The following is a 23,462-nucleotide window of genomic DNA, read 5'->3' on the forward strand; positions in this document are numbered from 1 at the left end:
AAACAAATCACTTTCATGATCTTACACAGGAGTTGCTCGACACTATAGTACAGCGACTCACGGTGGATCGTATCCACTTCCGCCCCACGGGTGGCATCGTAGGATACGTCGCATGCCGCGGTAGGTTCCCTTGAGGACCCCGTGCTTGCGGATCGAGAGAATCGCATACTCGCTGCACGTCGGCTGAAATCGGCAGCTTGGTCCAAGCCAAGGGCTGATGGTGTATTGGTAAACGCGAATCATGCCGACAGCAAGAACGCGCGGCAGCGCTGTCAGCGGGTTGGAGGAGCGACCGTTCAAGATTCCAACTTCCCGGCAAGTTTCGTCGCTAGACGTACCAGGGCTGCTCGCAGCTTAGCCGTCGCGTCTTCGCCGCTGGGTGCCGCTGCGTTTCCACGGGGCAGGACGATTAGATCTAGGGATTGGGGCAACTCATGTTGCATTAAGCGAAATGCCTCGCGTAACGCGCGCTTCCAGCGATTCCGCGCCACGGCGTTCCCTACTTTTTTCGAAACCACCAAACCCAAACGCGGGTGTCCGAGTTCATTCCTCGCCGCATAGACAATCAAATTTCCCTCAGCCGCTGAGCACTTCTGAGTGAACACATGGTCGAACTCAGCGCTCTTTCGGAGGTGCATGCGTTTGGGAGAGGAAAAGTCTGGCACAGTGGGCAGTAGGCAGTGGGCAGTAGGCAGTCTGGTCAAGTTCACCAACAAGACTGCCGACTGCCTACTGCCGACTGCCTACTTGCTTTACCACTTTAAGTCATCACGAAGAGACTCATCGTACTTCCCCAGCAGGTCCAACAAAAAGTCGCGGTCTTCGTCGCTCAAGCCTTTCGGGACGATCACATGCAACTCCGCGAATAAATCTCCCGGTTCGCCGCTGGCCGGTTTCACCCCTTGGCCTTTGGCACGCAGCTTCTGACCGCTGGAAGTTCCCGGTGGGACCGTGAGGGTGATCGTTCCGTGCGGTGTGGGGACGTCAATCTTGGCTCCACCGACGGCTTCCGCCAGCGTGATAGGCACACGCAGATCGAGCCGCTTGCCGTTGCGGCGGAAAACCGGATGGGCGGCGACGTTGATCTTGATGAGAATGTCACCCGCGGTGCCGCCGGCGCTGCCCGGATCTCCCTGACCACGGAGGCGAATTTTCTTTCCGTGCTCGATCCCCGCCGGGATTTTGACTTGGATCGTTTCACGGTTGCCGTCGGCCCGGCGGACGGAAATCTGAGCTTCCCCGCCAGTGACAGCCGTCGCAAACGGGACGGTCAACTCGTGTTCGATATCCGAACCGCGGACATTTGTGCGTCGTTGCTGTCCCGCACCTCCGCGACCGCCTCCGAACTGTTTGAACAGGTCAGCGAAACCGCCGCCTCCACCGCCGAACGGATTACCTCCGCCCCCTCCGCCGAAGAGGTCCTCGAAGTTGACATTCACCTCGGGTCCGCCGTTGGGCCCACCGCCTCGAAACGGGTTGCCTCCACCACCAGGACCTCCGCCCATCTGTTCGTAGGCACTCCCGTAGCGGTCATACATCTCACGCTTCTTCTCATCCTTCAAAGTCTCAAACGCGGTTTGCACCTCCTGAAATCGCTTTTTGGCTGTCGCGTCATCGGGGTTCTTGTCAGGATGATACTTGCGCGCAAGGTCACGGTAGGCCTTCTGGATCTCCGAATCCGAGGCCGTGCGACTCACACCAAGCGTCTTGTAATAGTCTTCTGCCATATTCCTTCTTACGTTAGCAATCGCGGCTGGTTTTCGCCGCGAATGCCTTATTTTAGCCGTTTTCCGCCGAAAAGGTAGGCTCCTCAAAGCGTGCTAAAATTGTAACAAGGTCTTAGTTTTGCAAAGGTGGGGACTTTTATGCGTAGCAGGACACAGCGAATTCCAGAAACGCACTGCTGGGCAAGCCAGCAGTGGCACCCTAGCTGCTGCCTGTCTCCGGTGTCGTGCACCGCCAGAGCTTGCCTCTTCGCCGTCGCAATCATCGCGACGTCCACAGCGAAAACGAACGCTGCTCGCTACGACGGCCAACTCACCTTAACCGTCACTGACGAACAGACCGGCAAACCGCTGGCCTGCCGGATTGAACTGCGCGACGCCCGCGGACGGCTCGTCAGAACGCGTGCCGAGGGCGCCATTCCCACCGACGCGGGGCTCTACTTTGACGGCGAAGTCGTGTTGAAACTCCGCCGCGGCAACTACCAGTTTCTCATTGAAGCTGGCCCCGAGTACCGCACGCGGCCTGGGACGTTTGAAATCCAGCGTCGTGCCGAGGATGCCAAGCAGGTGAGCGTCCTACGGCGAATCGACATGAAGTCAGAGAGCTGGTGGTCGGGAGACCTTGATGTCCGCGAAAAGCTCGATCACGTTCCCCTCTTGATGAGGGCTCGGGGTGTCGATTTTGTTCCAGTCACGATGGAATGGACTGAACGTGGCAGGAAGAAGTCTCAGAAAGTGCCCAAGGGATTTCAAGCCGTCACTGAGACCGTGCCCTCATGCGGTCCTTGGGCGGAATATGATCGCAGTAAGACCGGCGGGCTGCTGACACTGGAAACGAACTTAAGGAACCCCAGTGATCCCACCGATGTCGATGGCCCTTACGTCGTGGGCGATGCCACGGCTTGGTTGCTGCCAGTTTGGCTGGCTGAGGACAGGCTCTCCGCCATCATGGTCATTGATCGGTATTCACAGGGTTTTGGAAAAAACGCGAATGAGTTTCAAGGACGCTTGCCGGATCGAAAGCGCTTCCCCGGGAAGCTTGGCTACGGTCGCTGGTGCGAACACATTTACCATCATGCATTGAATTGTGGAATCTACCTTGCACCAGCCGCGGGTAGCGGTAGCGGGGCTAATGGTAATGCGATCGGAGCCAATCGTACCTACGTCCAACTAGAAGATTATCAAGGGCAAGCGGTTGACGAGCAATTCGACAAAGAGAGTTGGCTTAACATGTTCTATCAAGGGCGTGTGTTCGTCACGAATGGTCCGCTCCTCCGCACAATGGTTGATGGAGATCCTCCAGGGAACGTCACCGTTCTCTCGAAAGGAGAACAGCGAGACTTTCAGATAGCCCTCAACTTGGCCTTCTACGAGGCCACTCAAGTCGAATACCTAGAAATCCTCAAAAACGGCAAAGCGATCCACCAGGTTCGTCTTGACGAATTGGCAAAGCAAAAGGGCCGGCTCCCGAAAGTTCCCTTTGACGATAGTGGCTGGTTCGCCGTACGGGCGGTGACCAATAATACGGAGTTCTACCAGTACGCCCACACGGGGCCCTACTTCGTTGAGAAGGATTCGAAGCCACTAGTCCAGCGGGAGAGCGTGCAATTCTTCATCGATTGGCTCGACGCCGCCGAGGAGGAGTTTGCCGGTGATGAACCGACGCTAGCAAAGATCGAATCGGCTAGGCCGTTCTGGACCGAGTTGCTCAAGCAAGCGAGGCCTTAATCGTGTCATTCCGACGGGAGGCTCGCCGACCGAGGAATCCGGATTGGGAGCTTGAGAGAGTTTAGGCTAGATTTCTCGGTCGCTGTCGCTCGGTCGAAATGACATGCGGGCGAACGGATTTTCAACTCGCACACAACTTCCTATAATCGCCGTTCGACTCATCTGAATTGGCTATCGGAGGTTGTGAACGATGGAACTGAAGTCGCCCGCACGCGAAGTGGAGTTGAGCGATGTCCCGGCGGAAGCCGTCGCAGAGCTTCCGCATCTGTGGAAGTCGCAACCTCTTGAGGAACCAATCGAGAGTTTGACACTGCTTGAGAAGTCACTCTTGTTCGCAGAACTTTCAGACATCGCCTACTACCAAAACGATGTCGTCGTGAAGCTCGCCGAACTAATCGGCATGCCGCGGGTTCGTTACTTTGAGTCAGACGGCGCGCAGGCTTATCTGTTTTCCAACGAATACGATGCGGTGATCGTCTTTCGCGGCACGGAAGCCGACGATTGGAACGACATCAAGGCCGACCTGAATGCCCTAAGTGCAGTCGCCGAAACAGTAGGTCGCGTGCATCGGGGCTTTAAGCAGGAGGTCGACGATCTTTGGCCACAGCTCGAAGAAGAATTGGTCAACAACGCGAAAACCCTCTGGATGACGGGCCACTCCTTGGGTGGGGCGATGGCAACGATAAGCGCCGGGCGGTGCAAGCTCTCCCACATTGAGTCCGATCCAGCAGGGCTGTTCACCTATGGCTCCCCTCGCGTCGGTAACAAGCGGTATGTGAACTATTACAACCTCGATCATTATCGCTGGGTCAACAACAGCGACATCGTCACTCGCACGCCCCCAGCATGGATGGGCTATCGCCATACCGGACGGATGCTTTACTTCAACGCCCGTGGCAAGCTGAAACGAATCTCCGGCTGGGCACTCACGGCTGATCGCCTCCGGGGAACTTTCAGGGGGCTGCTGAAGTTCAAGTTCGACCCGCTCACCGATCATTTACAGACGGCCTACATCGATCAGATTCACGCTTTGGTGGAAGAAGAAAAGCAGGGGGTCGATGTCTTCGCCAAGGCGGAGCCGTTGCTGAAGAGGGCCGTTCGACGCGTGAGCGGAAACTAAAGAAAAATTAGCGGGCCTTACTTGTTGATTTTTTCTTGGAAGGTTTCGAGCGACGTTTCTTCTTCTCCGTAGCCTTCCCATTGGCAAGCGGCGCTTCGCTTGCGTTGCCCTTTGAGGCGTCAAGCAGCAAGTCGCGTTGAGCACGGTACTCAGGTTGCTTACCCTCGGAGGTGGCACGCACATAAGATCCGTCGGACTGAAGGATGCGCGCTCGTGTGTTGTCGCGAAGATAGGAGGGAATGATTTCCTCGACCACCCGCTTCCTCAATTCGGGCGCTTCGATCGGGAACATCACTTCGACCCGACGCTCAAAATTGCGCGGCATCCAGTCGGCGCTTGCCATGTAGACTTCTGCTTTCGCACCCTCGCCAAAAACGAATACCCGACTATGTTCGAGGAATCGGTCAACGATGCTGCGGACGCGAATATTTTCGGATATTCCGCGGAGGCCGGGTCTCAGGCAACAGATGCCACGGATGACTAAGTCGATTGGCACTCCCGCTTCGCTCGCTCGGTAGAGGGCTTCGATCGTGTTGCGATCGACGAGAGAATTGAGCTTCGCAAAGATGCGTGCTGATTTGTTCTCTTTGGCACGGGCCGTTTGTTCGTCGATCAACTCCAGCGTGCGTTGATGGAGCTTCTGGGGAGCGACGACCAGCTTCTGCCACTGGTGTCCCTGGGAATAACCGGTCAGGAAATTAAACAAAGCCGTGGCATCGTCGGCGATCTGTTTGTTGGAGGTGAAGAGAGCCGTATCTGTATAAAGCGCAGCGGTCGAAGGATTGTAGTTGCCGGTACTGAGATGAACGTAGCGACGGACTTTCTTGTTCTCCTGCCGTACCACCATGGACGCCTTGCAATGGGTCTTCAAGTCCATGAAGCCGTAAACGACGTGCACTCCGGCACGCTCCATGATACGCGACCAACTGATGTTGTTGGCTTCATCAAACCGCGCTTTCAGCTCGACCAGGGCCGTCACATGCTTGCCGTTTTCTGCCGCCTGAATCAACGCCCGCACAATCGGACTATCGCCGCTGGTGCGATAGAGCGTTTGCTTGATGGCCAACACGTGCGGATCCTCGGCAGCAACTTGCACGAATTGCACGACGGGGTCGAACGAATCAAACGGGTGGTGCAGCAGAATGTCGCGTTCGGCGATTTCGGCGAAAAGGTCTTTCGTCGGCTCAAGTCCCGAGGGAATACGTGCCTCGAAGGGGGGCTCTCTCAGTTCTTCTTTGCCGGGAACGCTTACCAACTCCCAAAGGCAAGTCATGTCGAGCGGACCCTCGACGACATACACTTCCTGGTAGGGACGCCCATCGACCTCAACGCCTTGATGCAGAACTTCTTGCTCGGTGATCATAGAGCGGAGTTCGCTGGTTGCTCCTTTGGCGATCTCCAACCGCACGGCTTCGCTGTGTTGCCGTGCTCGCAAACGCGATTCAATGGCGCGGAGCATGTCGTCCCCCTCTTCATCAAGAAGGTCGACGTCCATGTCCCGCGTCACGCGGAAGGTTGTATGCTGCGAAATCTTATAGCCGCCAAAGAGCTCCGGCAGTTTTGAAGCCAAGACATCTTCAAGCAGCACAAAGGTCGTCTCGCCTGGATCGCCGACAGGAACAAAACGAGGCAGCACTTGGGGAAGTTGAACCACAGCGGCCATGTTTGCCGGCCCTAGTCCGCTCACGCGTTCTAACGTCGCCGCCAGGTAAACTCCCCGATTATGGAAACGGGGGCTGGGGTGGCTGGGATCGATCGCCATCGGAGTGAGGATCGGAAACGCGCGTTTCTGGAAGAAATCAGCAACGGCCTTTTTTTGAGGCTTGTTCAGCTCTTCTATCTGAAGAATTCGGATGCCCTCCTGCGCTAAGCCGGGCAGGACCACTTCGTTCCAACAGTCGCACTGATCGTCGATGAGTTGCTGGGTGCGCTCTGAAATCTTTTGTAACTGTTCAATGGGAGAGTACCCATCAGCAGCCACATCCTGAGCCGCCACACCCCCGAAAGCCTGTTCTCGAAGCCCCGCCACCCTCACCATGAAGAACTCATCAAGGTTCGAGCTAAAGATCGCCAGGAATTTTAGGCGGTCGAGTAGTGGATTCGTCGTATCCTGTGCCTCCTCCAGGACACGCTTATTGAACTCCAGCCAACTCAACTCACGGTTGATGAAGTGCTCAGGCTGAAACGTCTTTTGCGAAGTGGTGACCATGAGTCGAAAATGCGAGCAATGCTTCGTCCGAGAGGGGCGAATTCCAAACGTAGCGGTTACGACGATTAAGCGGAGATAGTGAACTACGAAAGTATATCTTACCAGAGATTCCAGCGCGAGAATCTGGCTGAGAATAGGAACCCAAAATCCCGAGTCGTGCTGCACAGCGCGAGAAACGCGGTTCTACGGCTTCCGCAGCCACTAGCCAAGGACGTCGAAGACGCGCACCTGGCTCCAATTTGCCGCCTGCTCGGCTAAGAACTGCTTGTGGCGGTCAGAGACCTGATAGGTGTCGTGAGCGGCTTCACTCTCGAAGACGGCAACCACGGCGACATCGAAGTCGCGATCGTTGACCGGGCGATCGTACTTTTCTGCCAGTGTCCCGATCGTGCAATGCGTGCAGCCTGGGTGGCCGGTGAGAAACTCATTGCAAGCCGCCAGAAACTGATCCCGACTTTCAGGAGAGCGGTCCTTTAGAGTGAAGTAGACAGAGTGTGTGAGTGGTTCGGACATGACAGGCGGGGAGTGAAAGAAGGCAGAACTGAAACGCGAGACGGATTACTGAAGGAGCTTCCCTTCATCGTAGTTGCGGACGGTCGGGTTTCCCTCTTCATCCCAGTAAGTCATCTTGCCGTGACGTTTGCCATTCTTGAAATTCACTTCAACGAGCTTTCGTCCTGATTCGTCCCATTCCGTAAGGGTCCCTTCCGGCTGGTTGTCAATGTAACTGCCGCGTTGTCGCTCTTGTCCGTTCTTGTAGTAGGCGACACGTTCGCCCGACAGCTTTCCCTCTTTCAGATTGAACTGGATCTTGATCTGCTTGCCGTCAGGAAAATACGTGATCCACTGGCCGTCTCGAACACCGTTCTTGTAGGTTTTTTTCGCCGTGAGCTTCCCCTTTTCGTTATAGACCTTCCAGGTTCCATCGGGCTTTCCCTTGTTGAAGGTCACTTTTTTGCACTGCTCACCGTTCTCGTGCCAGTAGGTCCACTCACCGTGGTGGATTCCCATTTTGAAGGTGCCCTGCGCGAACTTGTTGCCGTTGCGATAGTACTCCGTGTAGTCGCCATCGTTGATGATCTCGTCGTTGGACATCCGCACATAGTCGCTTTCGGAATGGACGGTACCATCGGAGTATTTGGTGGCTTGGTCCTGATAGCGACGGACTTCCTTGGGAGGAGGCTCCGGCCGCCCCTCATCCAGGAGAATTCGCTCTTCCTGGGCGAAAGAAGGAAGCGCAATAAAGACCGTGCAGAGAGAAACGGCGAGGATTACAAGCGAAATAGCGTTTTTCATGGCGAGAAACGATAAAAAGGACCAAGAGATTGTTGAGTTACTATTGAGTATCGCCGGAATCGCAACGAAGGCAAGTCCGCAGGGAGTCTTCCATAGACGCGCAACCGTAGGATGGCCACTCTTGGCCGTCATGGGGATTGTCGCTAGGCGATAGATTTTCAATAAACTGGCAGGAGTGCCCGTCCTACGAGTTGGTTGGATCGTCGCTGCTAAACCGACGGCACGCTAACTCTGCCACCCCTCAAGAAAATGGGCATCTTTACAGGCTACGAGAATGCCGTCGCGGATTGAACAGAACTCGCCCGCCTCGCCCTCGTCGACATTATGCCGATTGACGAGCTGTGCCCCCGGACCGATGCGACAGTTCTTATCGATAATCGCCCCATCGATCACAGCGCCGTCGCCGATGCCGATCGGCGGCAGATTGTCAGCCTTACCTGCCGCCAAACGCACGGGAGATTCGTAATAGTCGGCCCCCATGAGCACCGAATTCTTGATCACCACATCGCGGCCAATCCGGCATCGCAGCCCGATGACACTGTTCTCAATCTTCGCCCCCGGTTCAATCACGCAACCGTCCGCCACCAAGCTATTGTCGATGGAGGCTCCGTCGATGCGGGTAGGGGGCAGATATCGCGCCCGAGTGTAAACGGGGGCCGTCGCGCTATTCAAATCGAAAGGCGGATTCTTCTGGCAGAGCTGCAAGTTGGTGTCGTAGAAAGAGCGAATCGTTCCGATGTCTTCCCAGTAACCATCGAAGGGGTGCAGCTGAACTCTCCGTTTACCAATCGAAGAAGGGAACACTTCCTTGCCAAAGTCCTTGTGATTAGTCTCTTCGAGCGCTTCGATGAGCGTATCTCGCTTAAAGAGATAAATTCCCATACTGGCGAGGCAATCGCGGCCGTGGCTTTCGATGCCTTGCTTTTCGATCCAACCCGCGTCCATCCGCACCTGATCGATCTCTTCGGTGGTCTTGGGTTTTTCCACGAATCCAGTGACTTCGCCCGTGCCATCGACTTTCATCACGCCCAAACCTTGGGCCTCGTGATCGTAGACCGGCTTGGCGGCAATCGTGACATCAGCGCCTGAATCTCGATGTGTTTGCACCATCTTCCTGAAATCCATCCGGTAGAGTTGGTCGCCGGAGAGAATCAAGACTTCGTCGATCCCTGGCTGCGTGAGGTAACGCATGTTCTTTCGGACAGCGTCGGCCGTGCCCTGGAACCAATCGGTCCCTTCGGTCATGGTCTGCTGAGCCGCCAAAGCGCGTACGTAGCCACCGCTGAAGTGATCGAACGAGTACGTGCTGCTGATATGACGATGCAAGCTGACGGAGAGGAACTGCGTGAGCACATAGATGCGATTCAGGTCGCTGTTGATGCAGTTCGAGAGCGGGATGTCGATCAGGCGATACTTCCCTGCGAGCGGAACGGCTGGTTTCGAGCGAAACTCAGTGAGCGGTCGGAGTCGTGATCCCTGCCCACCCCCTAAAACCACAGCGACCACGTTACGCATACGTTCGTTCCTTTCGATTTTCTGAGAGAAGAGTGGGGACCGTTAGCCCTTGACCACAATATTAACCATCCGGCCCGGCACCACCACTATTTTCACGATATTTTTTTCGCCGATAAACTCTTGGACTTTCGGTTCTGCCAGTGCCGCGGACTCAATGGTTTGATTGTCGGCACCGGCGGCAACCTGAATCTTTGCCCGAACCTTACCACCGATCTGAACGGGAATCTCGACCGTCGATTCCACGAGAATGCTCTCATCGAACTGCGGCCAAGGCTCATAGGCAAGCGTCTGCTCGTGCCCCAGCAATTGCCAAAGTTCCTCGGCGATGTGAGGGGCAAATGGTGAGAGCAACAGCATGAACGGTTCGACGCAAGCCTTGGGGCGCGACTCCTGCTTCGTGAAGAAGTTCACGAACTCCATCATCCGGGCAATCGCCGTGTTGAAGGAGAGCTTCTCAATGTCCTCGGTGACGGCTTTGATCGTCTTGTGAAGCGTTTTGAGTTGTTCCTCAGTCGGATCAGCTTCAGTGAGTTGTTCGTTGAGCTGTGGCGACTCCGCTCGCTCATCGACGATCATCCGCCAAGCTCGTCCAAGGAAATTGTAGACGCCGTTCACGCCTTCCATATTCCAAGGTTTGGTTTCCGTGAGCGGCCCCATAAACATCTCGTAAAGCCGCAAGGAGTCCGCACCGTATTCGCTTACCACGTCATCCGGGTTGATGACGTTGCCGCGGCTCTTGGACATCTTCTCGTTGTTCTCACCAAGGATCATTCCCTGGTTGACCAGCTTCTGGAACGGTTCAGCCGTACTGACCACGCCCCGGTCATAAAGCACCTTGTGCCAGAAGCGGGCGTACAAAAGATGCAACACGGCATGTTCCGCACCGCCGACGTACAGGTCGACCGGCATCCAAGCCTTTTCGATTTTTGGATCAATCGCGGCCTTGTCGTTCTTCGGGTCGAGGAACCGTAAATAGTACCAGCAACTCCCTGCCCACTGTGGCATGGTGTTCGTTTCCCGTTTGTAACGCTTGCCGTCGATCTCAACGAACAGCCATTCGTCAGGCGCTTTGTCCAGCGGCGGCTCGGGGCGACCGTGTGGCTTGAAATCCTCAAGGTGTGGAAGATCGACCGGCAGTTGGTCCTCGGGCACGGGGATCACGTTGCCCGTTTTGTTTCCCGCGTCGTCAAGTTCATGCAAGATCGGGAACGGCTCACCCCAGAACCGTTGGCGGCTAAAGAGCCAGTCGCGGAGTTTGTAGTTGACGGCTTCCTTAGCTAAGCCGCGAGCGGCTAGGTGCTCGGTAATTTTCGTTTTGAATTCAGCGGTCGGGGTTCCTTCAAACTCGCCGGAATTGACCGCGGTGCCAAGCCCTGAGAAGACTTCCTCGCCTGCGAGCACTTTCTCGCGATCTACTTCTGCGCTTGCGTCTTCGCCAGGATCAACGACGCACTTGATCGAAGTCCCAAACTGCTGCGCAAACTCAAAGTCTCGCTCATCATGCGCCGGCACCGCCATAATCGCACCCGTGCCGTAGCTGATGAGTACGTAGTCAGCGATCCAAATCGGTACCTTCTCACCATTGACGGGGTTAATCGCGTGGGAGCCCGTGAACACGCCAGTCTTTTCCTTAGCAAGCTCCGTGCGATCAAGGTCGCTCTTGAGTGCCGCCTGCTGAACATAATTCTGAACGGCCTCAGAATTCTCCTCTGTGGTGAGTTTCTCCACGAAAGGGTGTTCAGGAGCAATCACCATGTAGGTCGCTCCATAAAGCGTGTCGGGCCGCGTTGTGTAAACGCGCAGCGTGTTTTCATCCGGCTTTGTGGGGAACATTCCACCGGGACGCTGAAGCGACCCGGCCTGAGCGGATTCCAAAAGGAAATCGACTTCTGCTCCTGTGCTTCTTCCGATCCAGTTCTTCTGGAGTGCTTTTACACCCGGGGACCAATCGAGCCCTTCGAGATCGTTCTCCAGCCGATCGCCATAAGCCGTGATCCGCATCATCCATTGACGCAAGGCGCGACGTTCCACGGGGTGACCGCCCCGTTCACTCTTGCCGTCGATTACTTCTTCATTGGCGAGCACCGTCCCTAGGGCAGGGCACCAGTTCACCGGAGCATCGCTTTGGTAGGCGAGCCGTTGCTCATCGACCCACTGTTTGGCGGCGTCCTCGCCGAGCGATTTCACGTCGTCGGGAATGACCAGTTCTGAGATCGGTCGCCCCCGTTGCTGCTCGTGGTCAAACCACGTGTCGTAGATTTGCAAGAAAATCCACTGCGTCCAGCGGAAGTAATCGACATCAGTGGTGGCGATTTCCCGCGACCAGTCGTAGCTGAACCCCAGAGACTTCAACTGACGCCGGAACGTGGCGATGTTCTTCTCGGTCTGCACCCGCGGGTGCTCACCCGTCTTGATGGCGTGTTCTTCCGCAGGCAGTCCGAACGAGTCAAACCCCATCGGGTGGACCACCGCCTTCCCCTGCATCCGCGCCGCCCGGCAAACGATATCAGTGGCCGTGTAGCCCTCAGGATGCCCCACGTGGAGCCCATCGCCGCTGGGGTAGGGAAACATATCCAGAGCGTATAATGTCTCCGCTTGCGGCTTAGCCGTGACTTCCTGGGAGAAGGTCTGGTGTTCCTCCCAATAGCGTTGCCAACGAGGCTCGATTTCGGCGGGGTTATATCGGGGCATTGTGAAAGGATGAAGGTAGAGGGATGAAAGATGATGTTCCAACCGGGACCGCGAGCCAGGGCGTCCCCGCCCCGTTCGGCCTACAAGACAAGCATCCTACTCCCCGACAGCAACAGCGCAAACCACCGCGGCAGTTGACCTTGGGCCGTTGACCACCGGATTGGACGCCAATTACGATGGTAGGTTCGCCTCGGCTTGCCAAAGCCAAATATGGACCGCCTTTCCCGACCAGAAGAACCCGGCCCTGCCCGATCAGAAACATGCCCGATCTAGAAAAAACCAAAGTCGCGATAATCGGTTTGGGAACCGTCGGCAGCGGCGTGGCGAGGCTACTGCTCGACCACGGCGATCGCACCGCTCGGCACGCTGGCAGGGTCCTCTGGCTCGAAAAAGCGGTCGTCCGCGATTTGAAGAAGCCTCGCGATTGCGATCTACCGGAGACGGTCGCCCTCACCGACCAAATCGAAGCGGTCGTCAATGATCCGAACATCCAAGTCGTCGCCCAACTCATCGGCGGCTTGGAGCCCGCTCGCACGATCATGCTGCAGCTCCTCGAAAGTGGCAAAGACATCGTCACCGCTAACAAAGCGTTGTTGGCTGAACACGGAGCGGAGCTGTTCGACCGTGCCCGCGAACTGGGCCGCTCGATTGCCTTCGAGGCGTCGGTCGCCGGCGGTATCCCCATCATCGCCAATGTCAGCCAGTGCCTCTCCGCCAATCAGATCACTTCGCTGCACGGCATCCTCAACGGCACCAGTAACTTCATCCTCAGCAAGATGCACGAGGATGGGGCGAGCTACGAAGAAGTCTTGCCCGAAGCACAACGCCTTGGCTACGCGGAAGCCGATCCGACGATGGATGTCGACGGTTCTGACGCAGCACAGAAGTTGGCGATTCTCGCTCATCTCGCCTTTGGTGCCCGGGTTCACTGGAAAGAGATTCCCCGCACCGGCATCGATACCCTCGATTTGGCCGATGTCCGCTACGCCGAAGAGATGGGCTACAAAATCAAACTGCTGGCCGTGGCCGATTTGGTCGACGAAGGCCTGGAACTTCACGTCTCACCGACGTTAGTTCGCACTGGCAGCCCGCTCGCTGAAGTCGGCGGACCGATGAATGCCGTCCGCGTTGACGGCGATGCCGTGGGGCGTGTGATGTTCTACGGCCCAGGAGCTGGGCAAATGCCGACAGCTTCGGCAGTTGTTGCTGATCTGATCGATACGGCGGTGGGGCGCACCGAACTGACGTTCAAGACGCTCGAACTCTGGTCGAACCGCCAGGCAAGAGTGGACGCGAGCGACTACGCGAATGCTCGCGGAAGGTTTTATTTGCGAGCAACCGTCGAGGATCACCCGGGCGTCCTCTCAGAAGTGACCTCGGCACTCGGAACGGAAGACATCTCGATCGCCTCGGTCCTCCAACACGAACCGCTAGCTGGCGAGGATGTCATCCCGCTCGTAATCATGACCCACGAAACGACTGAAGGAGCGGCAGCCAAAGCCTGCGCGACGATCGACCAACTCAAAGCCGTCCGCGGCGAAACGGTTCGCATGTGGGTTCGTGATTGAGCCGTACTCAAAGCAGAGAACGATACAGCTTAGAAGGCAATTCCATGAAATACGCCATCATCATCCCCGACGGTGCCGCCGACGAGCCGCAAGAGGCGCTCGACGGCAAGACGCCCCTCGAAGCCGCCAAGACCCCTGCGATGGATGCGCTCGTGGCCGAAGGCGTGATCGCCAGCGCTTGCCACACGCCGCACTCGCTCCCTGCTGGTTCCGAAGTTGGGAACATGAGCCTCTTAGGCTACGACCCACTGAAAAATTTTACGGGCCGTGCCCCCATCGAAGCAGCTGCCCAAGGGATCGAGCTTGGCCCCAACGATTGGGCGATTCGCTGCAACCTAGTCACCATCGAAGACCAAATGATGCGCGACTTCACGGCAGGTCACATTGATGATGAAGCAGGGGCCGCCCTCCTGGCGACTTTGCAAGAGGAAGTCGCCAGCGATGAGAAATACGCAGGGGCATTGGAGTTCATCCCTGGAGTCAGCTACCGTAACCTGCTGATTTGGCGCGGGGAAGCGCTAGATCCCCCCTTCACGATGGACATGAAGCACACGCCGCCACACGATCTGACGGACAAGTCGGTCATCAACGACTTTCCACGTGGTCCCGGAAGCGATGTGCTGGTCGAGCTCATGGAAGCCTCGCAGCAAGTGTTCGGCAACCATCCGGTGAACGCTGCCCGTGTTGCTGCTGACAAGCTCCCAGCAACGAACGTCTGGCTCTGGGGCATCGGACTCGCCCCCAAACTGGCACCTTTTACCGAGGCTTACGGACCACGCGGTGCCATGATCACGGCAGTTGACCTGCTTCGTGGCTTGGCGAATCTGGTCGGCTGGCAGAACATCAATGTCCCGGGGGCCACCGGCTACCTCGACACCGATTACGCCGCCAAAGGGAAGTACGCGATCGACGCCCTCGACGAGCATGATCTCATCTGTGTCCACGTCGAAGCACCCGACGAAGCCTCACACGAGGGACGCTGCGACGAGAAAGTCAAAGCGATCGAAGAAATCGACACGCACGTCGTCGGTCCTTTGGTAGAAGCGTTGAAATCAAGAGCCAGTGATGTTGATGATGGCTGGCGAGTGATGATCTCCCCCGATCACCCCACGTTCCTCAGCACCAAAACCCACACTCACGGAAACGTCCCCGTGGCGATGGCTGGCAAAGGAATCGAGGCAGACAGGTTCACGTCATATGGCGACACGAATGCCGCGAACTCCGAGCTGGCATTCGAGAAAGGTTGGCGGTTGATGGAATGGTTTATAAAAAAATGACGAAATCCGAATGACGAATGACGAAATTTCTGTTCGTCATTTGTCATTCGTCATTCAGGAATTCTTTAGATGTCTTTAATCGTTCAAAAGTTCGGCGGCACGAGCGTCGCCAATAGTGAGAAAATTGTCGAAGCGGCACGCAAGGCCGTGCGGGCTCAGCAGCAAGGCCATCAAGTGGTGATGGTCGTCAGCGCGATGGGTAAGAATACCGACGCGTTGGTGGAACTCGCGGGCGAAATCACCAGCACGCCAGCGGCTCGCGAAATGGACATGCTCCTCTCCACTGGCGAGCAGGTGAGCGTCGCCCTCATGGCCATGGCCATTCACGAGCTGGGCAGCGAAGCAGTCAGCCTCACTGGAGGGCAGATTGGCATCAAGACTGATAGTTCGCACACGCGGGCTCGTATCCAGTCGATTACTACCGAGAGAATGCAGAAGCACTTGGACGACGGCAAAATCGTAATCGCCGCCGGTTTCCAAGGCATCGACGACGACCTGAACATCACCACGCTTGGCCGCGGTGGAAGCGATACCACAGCCGTGGCTCTCGCTGCCGTGTTAGGTGCCGAAGCCTGCGAGATTTACACCGATGTGGACGGTGTCTTCACGACCGACCCTCGGGTGGTGGCGCAAGCTCGCAAGATGGATCGGGTCAGCCATGACGAAATGCTCGAGATGGCCAGCCTCGGTGCCGGCGTGATGCACAGCCGTTCGATTGAGTTCGGCAAGAAGTTTTCCGTGCCCATCCACGTCCGCAACAGCGGCAGCTTTAGTGATGAACCTGGCACCGTCATCGGCCCGCTCCCTGAGAGTGCTGACCGAGCCGTCAGCGGCGCGGCACTTACCAAAGACGAGGCCCGCATTACCGTCGCCGGTGTGCCCGACCGTCCGGGGCTCATGCATCAACTTTTTGCAGCCATCGCCGAAGAAAGCATCGCCGTGGACATGGTCGTGCAAGATGTCGGTCATGACGGCAAGGCCGACATCGCATTTACCGTACTCGAAGGAGAACTTGCGACAACACTGAAGGCAGTCGAAGAGTTTGTGGCCGAATTCCCGGAAGCCGAAGTCACGCACGAGGCGAACCTCTCCAAGGTTTCGGTCGTTGGTCTCGGCATGGCTACCCAAACCGGTGTAGCCGACCGCATGTTCCGAGCGTTAGCTGATGCAGAGATTAACCTGAAGGCGATCACGACAAGCCAAATCAAAATTTCGGCCCTCGTGGAACGCTCGAAAGGGCTTGAAGCTCTTCGCGCGGTGCATAGCGAGTTCGAGCTTGATCGGGCCCCGGAGTCACGCTCTCGATTTGATGACGAATCCAAAACCGTTGCGAAAGCCGATGCGATCGACATTGTATCGCGGCTGCAACGCATGGAAGACCTCACGATCGAAGATGTGCAGCTCGACGATACGCAAGGTCGCGTGACGATCTCCGGCGTCGCCGACAAGCCAGGTATTGCTGCTGAGATCTTCGAAGCCGTCGCTGCTCAGTCACTGCTGGTCGATATGATCGTCCAGGGCACGGGAACCGATGGCCTGGCGAATATCAGCTTCACTGTGCCTAGTGATTCAGTCGCAGCCGCGGTTGAAGTCGCGACTAAGGTTGCCAAACTGCACGATTGCGGCCCTGTCACTAGCGAAAAGCAAATCGCCATCCTCAGCGTCTTCGGCATTGGTATCCGCACCCATGTGGGCGTGGGCGTGCGTATGTTCGAGGCCCTGGCCAGCGCAGGGATCAACGTCGATATGATCAACACAAGCGAAGTTCGCGTGAACGTCGTCGTCGACGCCGACAAAGGCGAAACCGGCTTGAAGGCGTTGCAGGAAGCCTTCGCAGACGTGATTTGCTAGAGTCACCTATTCAGCCGCAGAGCTCGCTCCGCGCTGTTAGCGATACTCGAGTCACTCCCCCGCCACATCGTGCAGCACATCTTCGCTCACATAAATGGGAAGCTGCGGATCACAAGTCACCGCCACGGTGATCGCGTCGCTGGGGCGGGCGTCGATTTCGATGAGCTCTCCTTCGTGCCGTACGCGTAGCACGGCATAGTAAGTGTGTTCACGAAGTTCGCTGATGATCACATCTTGGAACTCGCCCCCCAGAGCTTCGACCGCTCCGACCAGCAGATCATGAGTCAACGGACGGGCCGAAGGTTCGTGCTTCACACGACGGTCAATACTGGTCGCCTCGAACACGCCGATGAGAATCGGAAACGTTCGGTCCCCGTCGATCTCTTTCAGATAAATGACTTGCTCGGGATTAATCTCGCTAATAATGATGCGAGCAAGCTCCATCGCAACGGGCATGGCGGGGGCGTCCTTGAGGCTGACAACTAGATGAACAAACTGAGCAGCCTATATTATAGCAAGCAGAGTAAGCCGAGGAACGAGGCATACCTAATTGCCTAGCCACGGATGACACGGATTCCACAGATAAAAGAAAACAGGAGGAAACGGAGATCACAGAGAAACGCTTGTTCTAGCGACTCTGCTTCCTCCGTTTCCTCCTGTTTAGAAATCCTTGCGATCCGTGTCATCCGTGGCTAAAAAATCTGGCCAGTCACTTCTCTGTTCCCAACTCGAGTACAGACCAGATTCCTCGGTCGGCGAGCCTCCCGTCGGAATGACAGAAGGGTCAGACTTCCTGCACCGGATTCTCACTCGCCGGCCGATCCTCACTAGGGACGGTCGTCGCCCGTGAGCCGTTGCTTTCGGCTTTCGCCTTGCCGCCGGTCGTTTCTTCGCCCGCGAGCTTTGCGAGACTCTCGGGGATTTCAATGCCACCGATGTCACGCATCACCTGCATCATCGGGGGCAGCGTGCCGGCCATCTTATTGAGGAAGTCTCCGGTATTGCTGCGGCCATTCGCGCCGCCGTTCTCCCAGACAACCACCTTATCGAACTTGATGTTGCTGATCGCCTTCGCACTGCTTTCGGCGAGATTGTCGAGATGCTCAAGCATCATCAGCTGGAACGCTTCCTTAGCACCGCCGCAGGCCTCGACGATTTGCTTCAGGCCGTCACCCTTCTTGGCGAGGATTTCGTACTGGCCACGGGCTTCCGCTTCCAACTTGGCGTAGATCGCCTTCGCTTGGCCTTCCGCTTCGAGTCGTCGCTTCTCAGCCTCGGCTTCCGCGTCGACCAAGATTTTCGCCTTTTGAGCGATCGCCGGAGCTTCGACTTTCGCCCGTTGTTCCGCCTCGATCCGCTCTGCTTCCGCAAGGGCCGCTTTGGCCATCGCACGGTTTTGAATTTCGATAACCGCGGCTTCCGCCTCACGCTTGCGCGCTTCACCCTTCTCGTAAGCTTCCGCTTTTTCAACGAGCAACGTCGCTTGCGATGCGGCGATCTTCGCTTCGGCGATGTTTTCACCGTCGACCGCCTTCGCGTTGGCATCGGCAACGGAGATACGCATTGTTTGCTCCGCTTCCTTCACCTGCATTTCACGAGCGAAGGCCGCTTGTTGCTCACCAACGGTTTGTTCTTTCTCCAGTTCGGCCACGCGAACCGCTTGTTCACGCTGAGCTTCGCGAGTACCGATCTCTCGTGCTTTCGTGGCGTTGGCCACTTGCACGGCCTTTTCCTTCTCAGCGTCGGCAACGCGGATTTCACCTTGCTTCTCTTCGTCGGCCACGTCACCACGGGCTTGTTGAATCGCCTGCGAAGCGGCCTTTTGGCCGATTGCGTCGATGTAGCCGCTTTCGTCGGTGATATCCGTGATGTTCACGTTGATCAGCACGAGGCCGATCTTCGAAAGCTCCGGCTCGACCGACTGCTGAATATGCTGCAGGAACGCATCGCGGTCACGGTTGATATCCTCGATGCCCATCGAAGCGACCACTTGCCGCAACTGACCGAAGATGATTTCTTCCGCCTGTTGGCGAATCTCTTGCGTGCTAAGGTCCAACAAGCGAATCGCCGCGTTGGTCATCACATCCGGTTGCGTACCGACCGCGACCGTGAACACACTGGGCACGTTCACGCGGATGTTCTCAATCGAAAGAGCACCACGCAGGGGGATCTCGATCTGAATCGGTTCCAGACTCAGGTAGCGGTAGTCTTGAATCAACGGCCAAATAAACGCCGCACCGCCGTGGACCGTTTTCGCGGCCTGTCCCTTGGCTGTCTTACCGAAGACGACCAGCACTTGGTTACTGGAGCAGCGCTTATAGTTCTTCACCAAAAGGATGATGAACGACAGCAACAAGATCGCCGTGGCGACGATGATCCCGATCACCAAGACGGGCGTTGGTATGCCGAAGAAATCTGCGAGCGGCAGCGAGCTTATTCTGATAGGGAGGTTCATAGCTTGGTCTCTCCAAAAAAGGGGAGTAATGCTCCGGTACTGAACCCCAGGCTTACGCCTGGGGCTAGAGGGATATATGAGTGGTGGAATCGTACTCCGACAACCACTCTAGCCCCTAGCGCAAGCTAGGGGTTAGCATCTGAAGGAACTAAACAGCCGCCATGCTCTCGGCGCGGCGGACTTCCAAAGTGTCGCCGCTGGTGACGGAAATCACTTCTACCGCGTCACCGGTCTTGAGGGGTTCAGCATCTGCCGTGACCGCCTTGAACTCGACGATCCGGTTTTGCATGGATAACTGTACCTTACCCATGCCGCCCTGAGCGGCAGGAATGGGCACATAAACGGTGGCCGATTGGCCCACAGCGTTAGAGATATCCTCATTGCCCGAGCTGTCGAGTTTGGTGATCGACTGCATCAGGTAGAAAGTCCCATACATGGCGGCAAATCCGCCCGCTAAGGCGATCAAGATCGAAGGCGCAGGGCCTATTTCCGCGGATCGGGCGGCAGCGCCGGTCATGCCGAAAAAAGCGATTGCAGCGACCATGGTTCGGAACGAAACGATCTTGAACACACCTGAACTATCAGGGTGTGAAACATCGGGGTCGTCCGCTTCGGACCAATGGGTTTGGTGATCGCCATCGACGTCCCCACCGTCAGCGTCTCCCAAGTCTCCGGATACGTCTCCGCCAGTGTCAAAGTCCGCGCCGACTTCTGCGTCGGCTGAGAAATCACCCGCACCGTCGACTTCATCCCCGGCGAGCCCCATCACAGTAAGGGCAAACTGGCACACCATGACGGTGCCACCCACGACGGCAGTGATCAGAAAAATCGTGTTCAACATGGCAGCAACCCTCCAACGTAAGAGAAACGAAGAGCCGCACTTTTATACCTTATTCGAGTGTCGGTTCGCGAGTAATTCGCCCGCGGGCAGTGGTTCACTTTGAATCAGATTTTTTTGAACCCTTACTTTATTCCATCAACACTGATATTTGACGGGCGAGGATCAACGTAGAAAATGCCGTGAGATTCCAGTCGGTGCATTGCCCCCGCCACTTTGCCCCAATGAACGTCAAACCTTTCCCGCCACTCCGCATAGGCATTACTTCGCATTTGAGGATCACGCCAATACGGGGGCGGTGAGTCGATATACACTTTACCAAAGTCAAGAATGTAGGGCGGCTGAACGATTTCCATCTCAATAATCATTAGCTGGTCATCGAAGCCAATAAGCCTTGGTACAGCGAATACTCCAATCCGATCAACTTCTCCAGCGGCCAACCTCCTGTAGCTCGTGAGTTCGACATCGTAATTTTCTTTGCGGTGAACAGCCTTTATTGCAGAATCTTTACTCCTCCATACCGTGCCGTCGCTGCCATAGCCTAATTTTTTGTTTTTCGATACAATGCGACCGTGAGCATTTGCGTAATCTTGTACTCGCTCGAATAACTTAGAATCATTTAACATGTTTACTACCAACAGTTATTCAGCCGAAGTAACACTGAAGCTCTTGGTGGGTGGCACTTCGATAGCATTATCTCACGTCGGCCCAAGCGAAATGGTAGTGCGTGAACTTGCTCAGCCTGTAGAACCGTGTGATGCGATGATCCAAGTAACCGTAGATGGTAAGCAATCATCAAAATCGGTTTTCCTTCCTCACGGAATAGATACTTCTGGCCAACGAGTGAAATACCTGTAATCAAATCGCTTTCGACGCACTTCACCTTGAAGGCGATGGCAAGTAATCCGAGAGCCGCTCGCCTAGCTTCTTTTCCTCAGCTTCGATCATATCCACCAAGTCCCGCACGGTGAGGGCTTTGTTGGCGATGCCAGAAGCTACGGCAGGGGTGGTTTTCAAAGTTTGGTGCTTACGAATGAAGTTGTAGTAGAAGTAGTGCAAGGCTACCGCGTGTTCGTGGTTCTCGATTTTCTTGCTGAATCCGTTGGTCAATCGCGTGTATCGTCGCATCGACATCCGCATGGTGAGATTCTGGCGCTCCACGTAGCTTGTGCTAATGTGGTCTGGATCGGGAGAACCGGCCTCTACGTTCTTCTTGCAGCCGATGCAGACTCCAGGGCTGTAACGCTTGTGACCTTCTGCATCCTCGCCATAAATCTTGACTAACTTGGCGTAGTCTACTGAACCCGCGAAAGCACCCTCTATCGCGTCGGTGTAGAGGTGAAGTCCGTCGCTAGTGACCTGAGCACGACCGGCAAGCCGCTTGGCTACGTCATTGCAGAACTGTCCAGCGTGTTCACTATCACGCAGTCCAACCAAGTAGCTAATGCAGAGCTTGGAATCCGCGTCGATGGCAGTCCAAGTCCACACGCTGCCGAAGCCCTGAGCGCCGTTCTCCTTGGCCTTGTCCTTGCAGCCGCAGAAGCACCAGATTTCGTCAAGCTGGACTCGTTTCGATTGCAGCTCACGAACCGCGATGTTGTGCCACTGGGCACAGAACGTACCAGCATCGGCTAGTAATCGCAGGATTGTGACCTTAGAGCAGCCAACCATGCGAGCGGTAGCGTTAATTGAATTACCCTCGACTAGTGCCGAGAGGATCATGGTTCGCTTTTCGGAGCTTAGCTTTCTCATTCTTTCCCTGCCTTTATGCTTGACTGCTACGCATGTTATACCATAGGGTATGCGTAGCAGGCAAGCATGGCACACCATAATTACCAGGAGTTTTTGAAAATGGCGAAATTCGCATCTAGCGAGGCTGGGAAAAAGGGCGGTCAGGCCCGCGCTAAGAAGCTCAGCAAATCACAGAGATCTGTTGCTGCTCGAAGGGCGGCGTTGGCTCGATGGAGCAAGGAAGGTAAAGAGTTGCCCCAGGCGACGCATGAGGGCGTACTGCATATAGGGGATGCTGAGATTAGCTGCTATGTCCTGGCAAATGGAGAGAGAGTGATGTCTACCAGAGGCATCATGAAAGGGCTTGGTAGGGTGTGGAGAGGCCGAAAATACCCTGGGACCCAATTGCCAGTTTTTTTGGAGGCAAAGAACCTAAAACCCTTTATTTCAGAGGATTTGATCGCGGGACCTAACATGGTCAAATTCCTGACTCCGGGGAAGGACCCGTTCGTTGCCGAAGGTTACCATGCCGAGTTAATGCCTGCTATATGCGACACTTACTTGAAAGCAAGAGAAGCCGGTGTCCTGACGCCATCTCAAGTCAAGGTTGCGGCTCAGGCAGAAATACTAATGCGTGGCTTTGCCCACGTTGGGATTATTGCTCTTGTAGATGAGGCGACAGGCTACCAGCGCGATCGCTCGCGTGATGAGTTGGCTAAAATACTCGAAGCGTTTGTCGCTAAAGAGATTCAGAAGTGGCTAAAGACGTTTGACCTGGAATTCTATGAGCTAATCTGTGAAATTCGGGACGAACCAATATCTAGGGCTAAGAAGCGTCCGCAGTATTTCGGCAAGCTAACCAACAACTTGATTTATCAGCGATTGGCACCAGGCGTCTTGGATGAACTTGAGCGATTGAATCCCACGAACGCAAAAGGCCAAAGAAAGCGAAAACACTTTCAGCACTTGACGCCTGATATGGGACACCCAAAGCTAAAGGAGCATCTGGCAGGCGTAACTACCGCAATGAAGATGGCTAAGCTGCAAGGCTTGAAGTGGTCTGAGTTTCTCAAGCTACTCGATAAGACGCATCCCAAATGGCAATCAATGCCACTATTTGACAATTTAGAATCTAAGTAGATGCTCCAGCCTCATGCCCGGCCTCAAACGCAGCCCTGAGCAGCGTCATGCCGCGTTCGTCCACATTTTGAACCCCAGACGACCATTGTTCCCATGCTTCCTCAAGGTCCGCAGGAAGCTCGCTGGATGCTGTACTTTGGGCCACAACGCGAGCGGCGTTCAGGTTGGGATCGGGAGTTAATTCATTGTCCTTAGCCATGCTCCTATTGTAACATCCACCGCAAAGCTGGCGATGGGCGGCTAGATTTCAAAGTGAACCACTACCCGCCCGCGGGGCGGGGATATTGCCGAGAAAACGGCGAGAAAATGCGGGCGCGAT

At 55.9% G+C, this 23,462-nt stretch carries 20 protein-coding genes; 6 read left to right on the forward strand and 14 right to left on the reverse strand.

Features of this window, described 5'->3' with window-relative positions; translation table 11 throughout:
* Positions 1-57: 57 nt before the first annotated feature.
* The 3 genes from yidD to RIB44_01380 form a co-directional block, all read right to left on the reverse strand.
* The gene (yidD, locus tag RIB44_01370) at positions 58-267 is read right to left on the reverse strand and encodes a membrane protein insertion efficiency factor YidD (GenBank protein ID MEQ8615221.1); all 210 of its coding nucleotides are present in this window, start codon (positions 265-267) and stop codon (positions 58-60) included.
* Between the two features lie 29 nt (positions 268-296).
* Positions 297-638 (reverse strand): ribonuclease P protein component, encoded by a 342-nt coding sequence (rnpA, locus tag RIB44_01375; protein MEQ8615222.1) that lies wholly within the window; start codon positions 636-638, stop codon positions 297-299.
* 114 nt (positions 639-752) lie between these two features.
* Positions 753-1,727 carry a J domain-containing protein gene (locus RIB44_01380; protein ID MEQ8615223.1) on the reverse strand — a complete coding sequence of 325 codons (975 nt, stop codon included), beginning with the start codon at positions 1,725-1,727 and terminating at the stop codon, positions 753-755.
* A gap of 219 nt (positions 1,728-1,946) precedes the next feature.
* Here RIB44_01380 and RIB44_01385 point away from each other — a divergent pair, with 219 nt between their 5' ends.
* A complete protein-coding gene (locus RIB44_01385; GenBank protein MEQ8615224.1) occupies positions 1,947-3,452 on the forward strand; it encodes a hypothetical protein in 1,506 nt (501 codons plus the stop codon).
* 190 nt (positions 3,453-3,642) lie between these two features.
* Positions 3,643-4,572, forward strand: coding sequence for a lipase family protein (locus RIB44_01390; GenBank protein ID MEQ8615225.1), 930 nt, complete (start codon positions 3,643-3,645; stop codon positions 4,570-4,572).
* A 7-nt stretch (positions 4,573-4,579) separates the two neighbouring features.
* Here RIB44_01390 and ppk1 read toward each other — a convergent pair whose 3' ends face one another.
* From ppk1 to leuS, 5 genes are all read right to left on the reverse strand, one after another.
* Positions 4,580-6,781: a polyphosphate kinase 1 gene (gene ppk1 / locus RIB44_01395; protein MEQ8615226.1), complete on the reverse strand. Its 2,202-nt coding sequence runs from the start codon at positions 6,779-6,781 to the stop codon at positions 4,580-4,582.
* A gap of 201 nt (positions 6,782-6,982) precedes the next feature.
* Positions 6,983-7,294: a Dabb family protein gene (locus RIB44_01400; protein MEQ8615227.1), complete on the reverse strand. Its 312-nt coding sequence runs from the start codon at positions 7,292-7,294 to the stop codon at positions 6,983-6,985.
* Between the two features lie 45 nt (positions 7,295-7,339).
* The gene (locus tag RIB44_01405) at positions 7,340-8,077 is read right to left on the reverse strand and encodes a toxin-antitoxin system YwqK family antitoxin (GenBank protein ID MEQ8615228.1); all 738 of its coding nucleotides are present in this window, start codon (positions 8,075-8,077) and stop codon (positions 7,340-7,342) included.
* A 225-nt stretch (positions 8,078-8,302) separates the two neighbouring features.
* Entirely contained in the window at positions 8,303-9,592 is a 1,290-nt protein-coding gene (locus tag RIB44_01410; GenBank protein MEQ8615229.1) for a glucose-1-phosphate adenylyltransferase, read from the reverse strand.
* A gap of 42 nt (positions 9,593-9,634) precedes the next feature.
* Positions 9,635-12,283, reverse strand: a complete 2,649-nt coding sequence (leuS, locus tag RIB44_01415; GenBank protein MEQ8615230.1) for a leucine--tRNA ligase — start codon at positions 12,281-12,283, stop codon at positions 9,635-9,637.
* 260 nt (positions 12,284-12,543) lie between these two features.
* On the opposite strand from leuS, the gene RIB44_01420 reads away from it, so the two are divergent.
* From RIB44_01420 to RIB44_01430, 3 genes are all read left to right on the forward strand, one after another.
* Entirely contained in the window at positions 12,544-13,851 is a 1,308-nt protein-coding gene (locus RIB44_01420) for a homoserine dehydrogenase (GenBank protein MEQ8615231.1), read from the forward strand.
* Positions 13,852-13,895: 44 nt separating this feature from the next.
* Positions 13,896-15,128, forward strand: coding sequence for a cofactor-independent phosphoglycerate mutase (locus tag RIB44_01425; GenBank protein MEQ8615232.1), 1,233 nt, complete (start codon positions 13,896-13,898; stop codon positions 15,126-15,128).
* Between the two features lie 69 nt (positions 15,129-15,197).
* A complete protein-coding gene (locus RIB44_01430) occupies positions 15,198-16,979 on the forward strand; it encodes an aspartate kinase (GenBank protein ID MEQ8615233.1) in 1,782 nt (593 codons plus the stop codon).
* Positions 16,980-17,030: 51 nt separating this feature from the next.
* Here the strand turns inward: RIB44_01430 and RIB44_01435 are convergent, their stop codons facing one another.
* The 5 genes from RIB44_01435 to RIB44_01455 all read right to left on the reverse strand — a co-directional run bounded on the left by RIB44_01435 (position 17,031) and on the right by RIB44_01455 (position 21,994).
* On the reverse strand, positions 17,031-17,435 hold the full coding sequence (locus RIB44_01435; GenBank protein MEQ8615234.1) for a bifunctional nuclease family protein: 405 nt from the start codon (positions 17,433-17,435) through the stop codon (positions 17,031-17,033).
* A 328-nt stretch (positions 17,436-17,763) separates the two neighbouring features.
* Positions 17,764-19,434: an SPFH domain-containing protein gene (locus RIB44_01440; protein MEQ8615235.1), complete on the reverse strand. Its 1,671-nt coding sequence runs from the start codon at positions 19,432-19,434 to the stop codon at positions 17,764-17,766.
* A gap of 148 nt (positions 19,435-19,582) precedes the next feature.
* Complete coding sequence (locus RIB44_01445; protein ID MEQ8615236.1) at positions 19,583-20,275, reverse strand: hypothetical protein; 693 nt, start codon at positions 20,273-20,275, stop codon at positions 19,583-19,585.
* 122 nt (positions 20,276-20,397) lie between these two features.
* Positions 20,398-20,898: a hypothetical protein gene (locus RIB44_01450; GenBank protein ID MEQ8615237.1), complete on the reverse strand. Its 501-nt coding sequence runs from the start codon at positions 20,896-20,898 to the stop codon at positions 20,398-20,400.
* A 253-nt stretch (positions 20,899-21,151) separates the two neighbouring features.
* Entirely contained in the window at positions 21,152-21,994 is an 843-nt protein-coding gene (locus tag RIB44_01455; protein MEQ8615238.1) for an IS1 family transposase, read from the reverse strand.
* A 96-nt stretch (positions 21,995-22,090) separates the two neighbouring features.
* Here RIB44_01455 and RIB44_01460 point away from each other — a divergent pair, with 96 nt between their 5' ends.
* Complete coding sequence (locus RIB44_01460) at positions 22,091-23,143, forward strand: P63C domain-containing protein (protein ID MEQ8615239.1); 1,053 nt, start codon at positions 22,091-22,093, stop codon at positions 23,141-23,143.
* On the opposite strand, the gene RIB44_01465 is transcribed toward RIB44_01460, so the two are convergent.
* On the reverse strand, positions 23,136-23,342 hold the full coding sequence (locus tag RIB44_01465) for a hypothetical protein (protein ID MEQ8615240.1): 207 nt from the start codon (positions 23,340-23,342) through the stop codon (positions 23,136-23,138). The genes RIB44_01460 and RIB44_01465 overlap by 8 nt on opposite strands.
* Between the last annotated feature and the right edge of the window lie 120 nt (positions 23,343-23,462).

It is taken from the genome of Lacipirellulaceae bacterium, from assembly GCA_040218535.1.
GTDB lineage: Bacteria > Planctomycetota > Planctomycetia > Pirellulales > Lacipirellulaceae > Adhaeretor.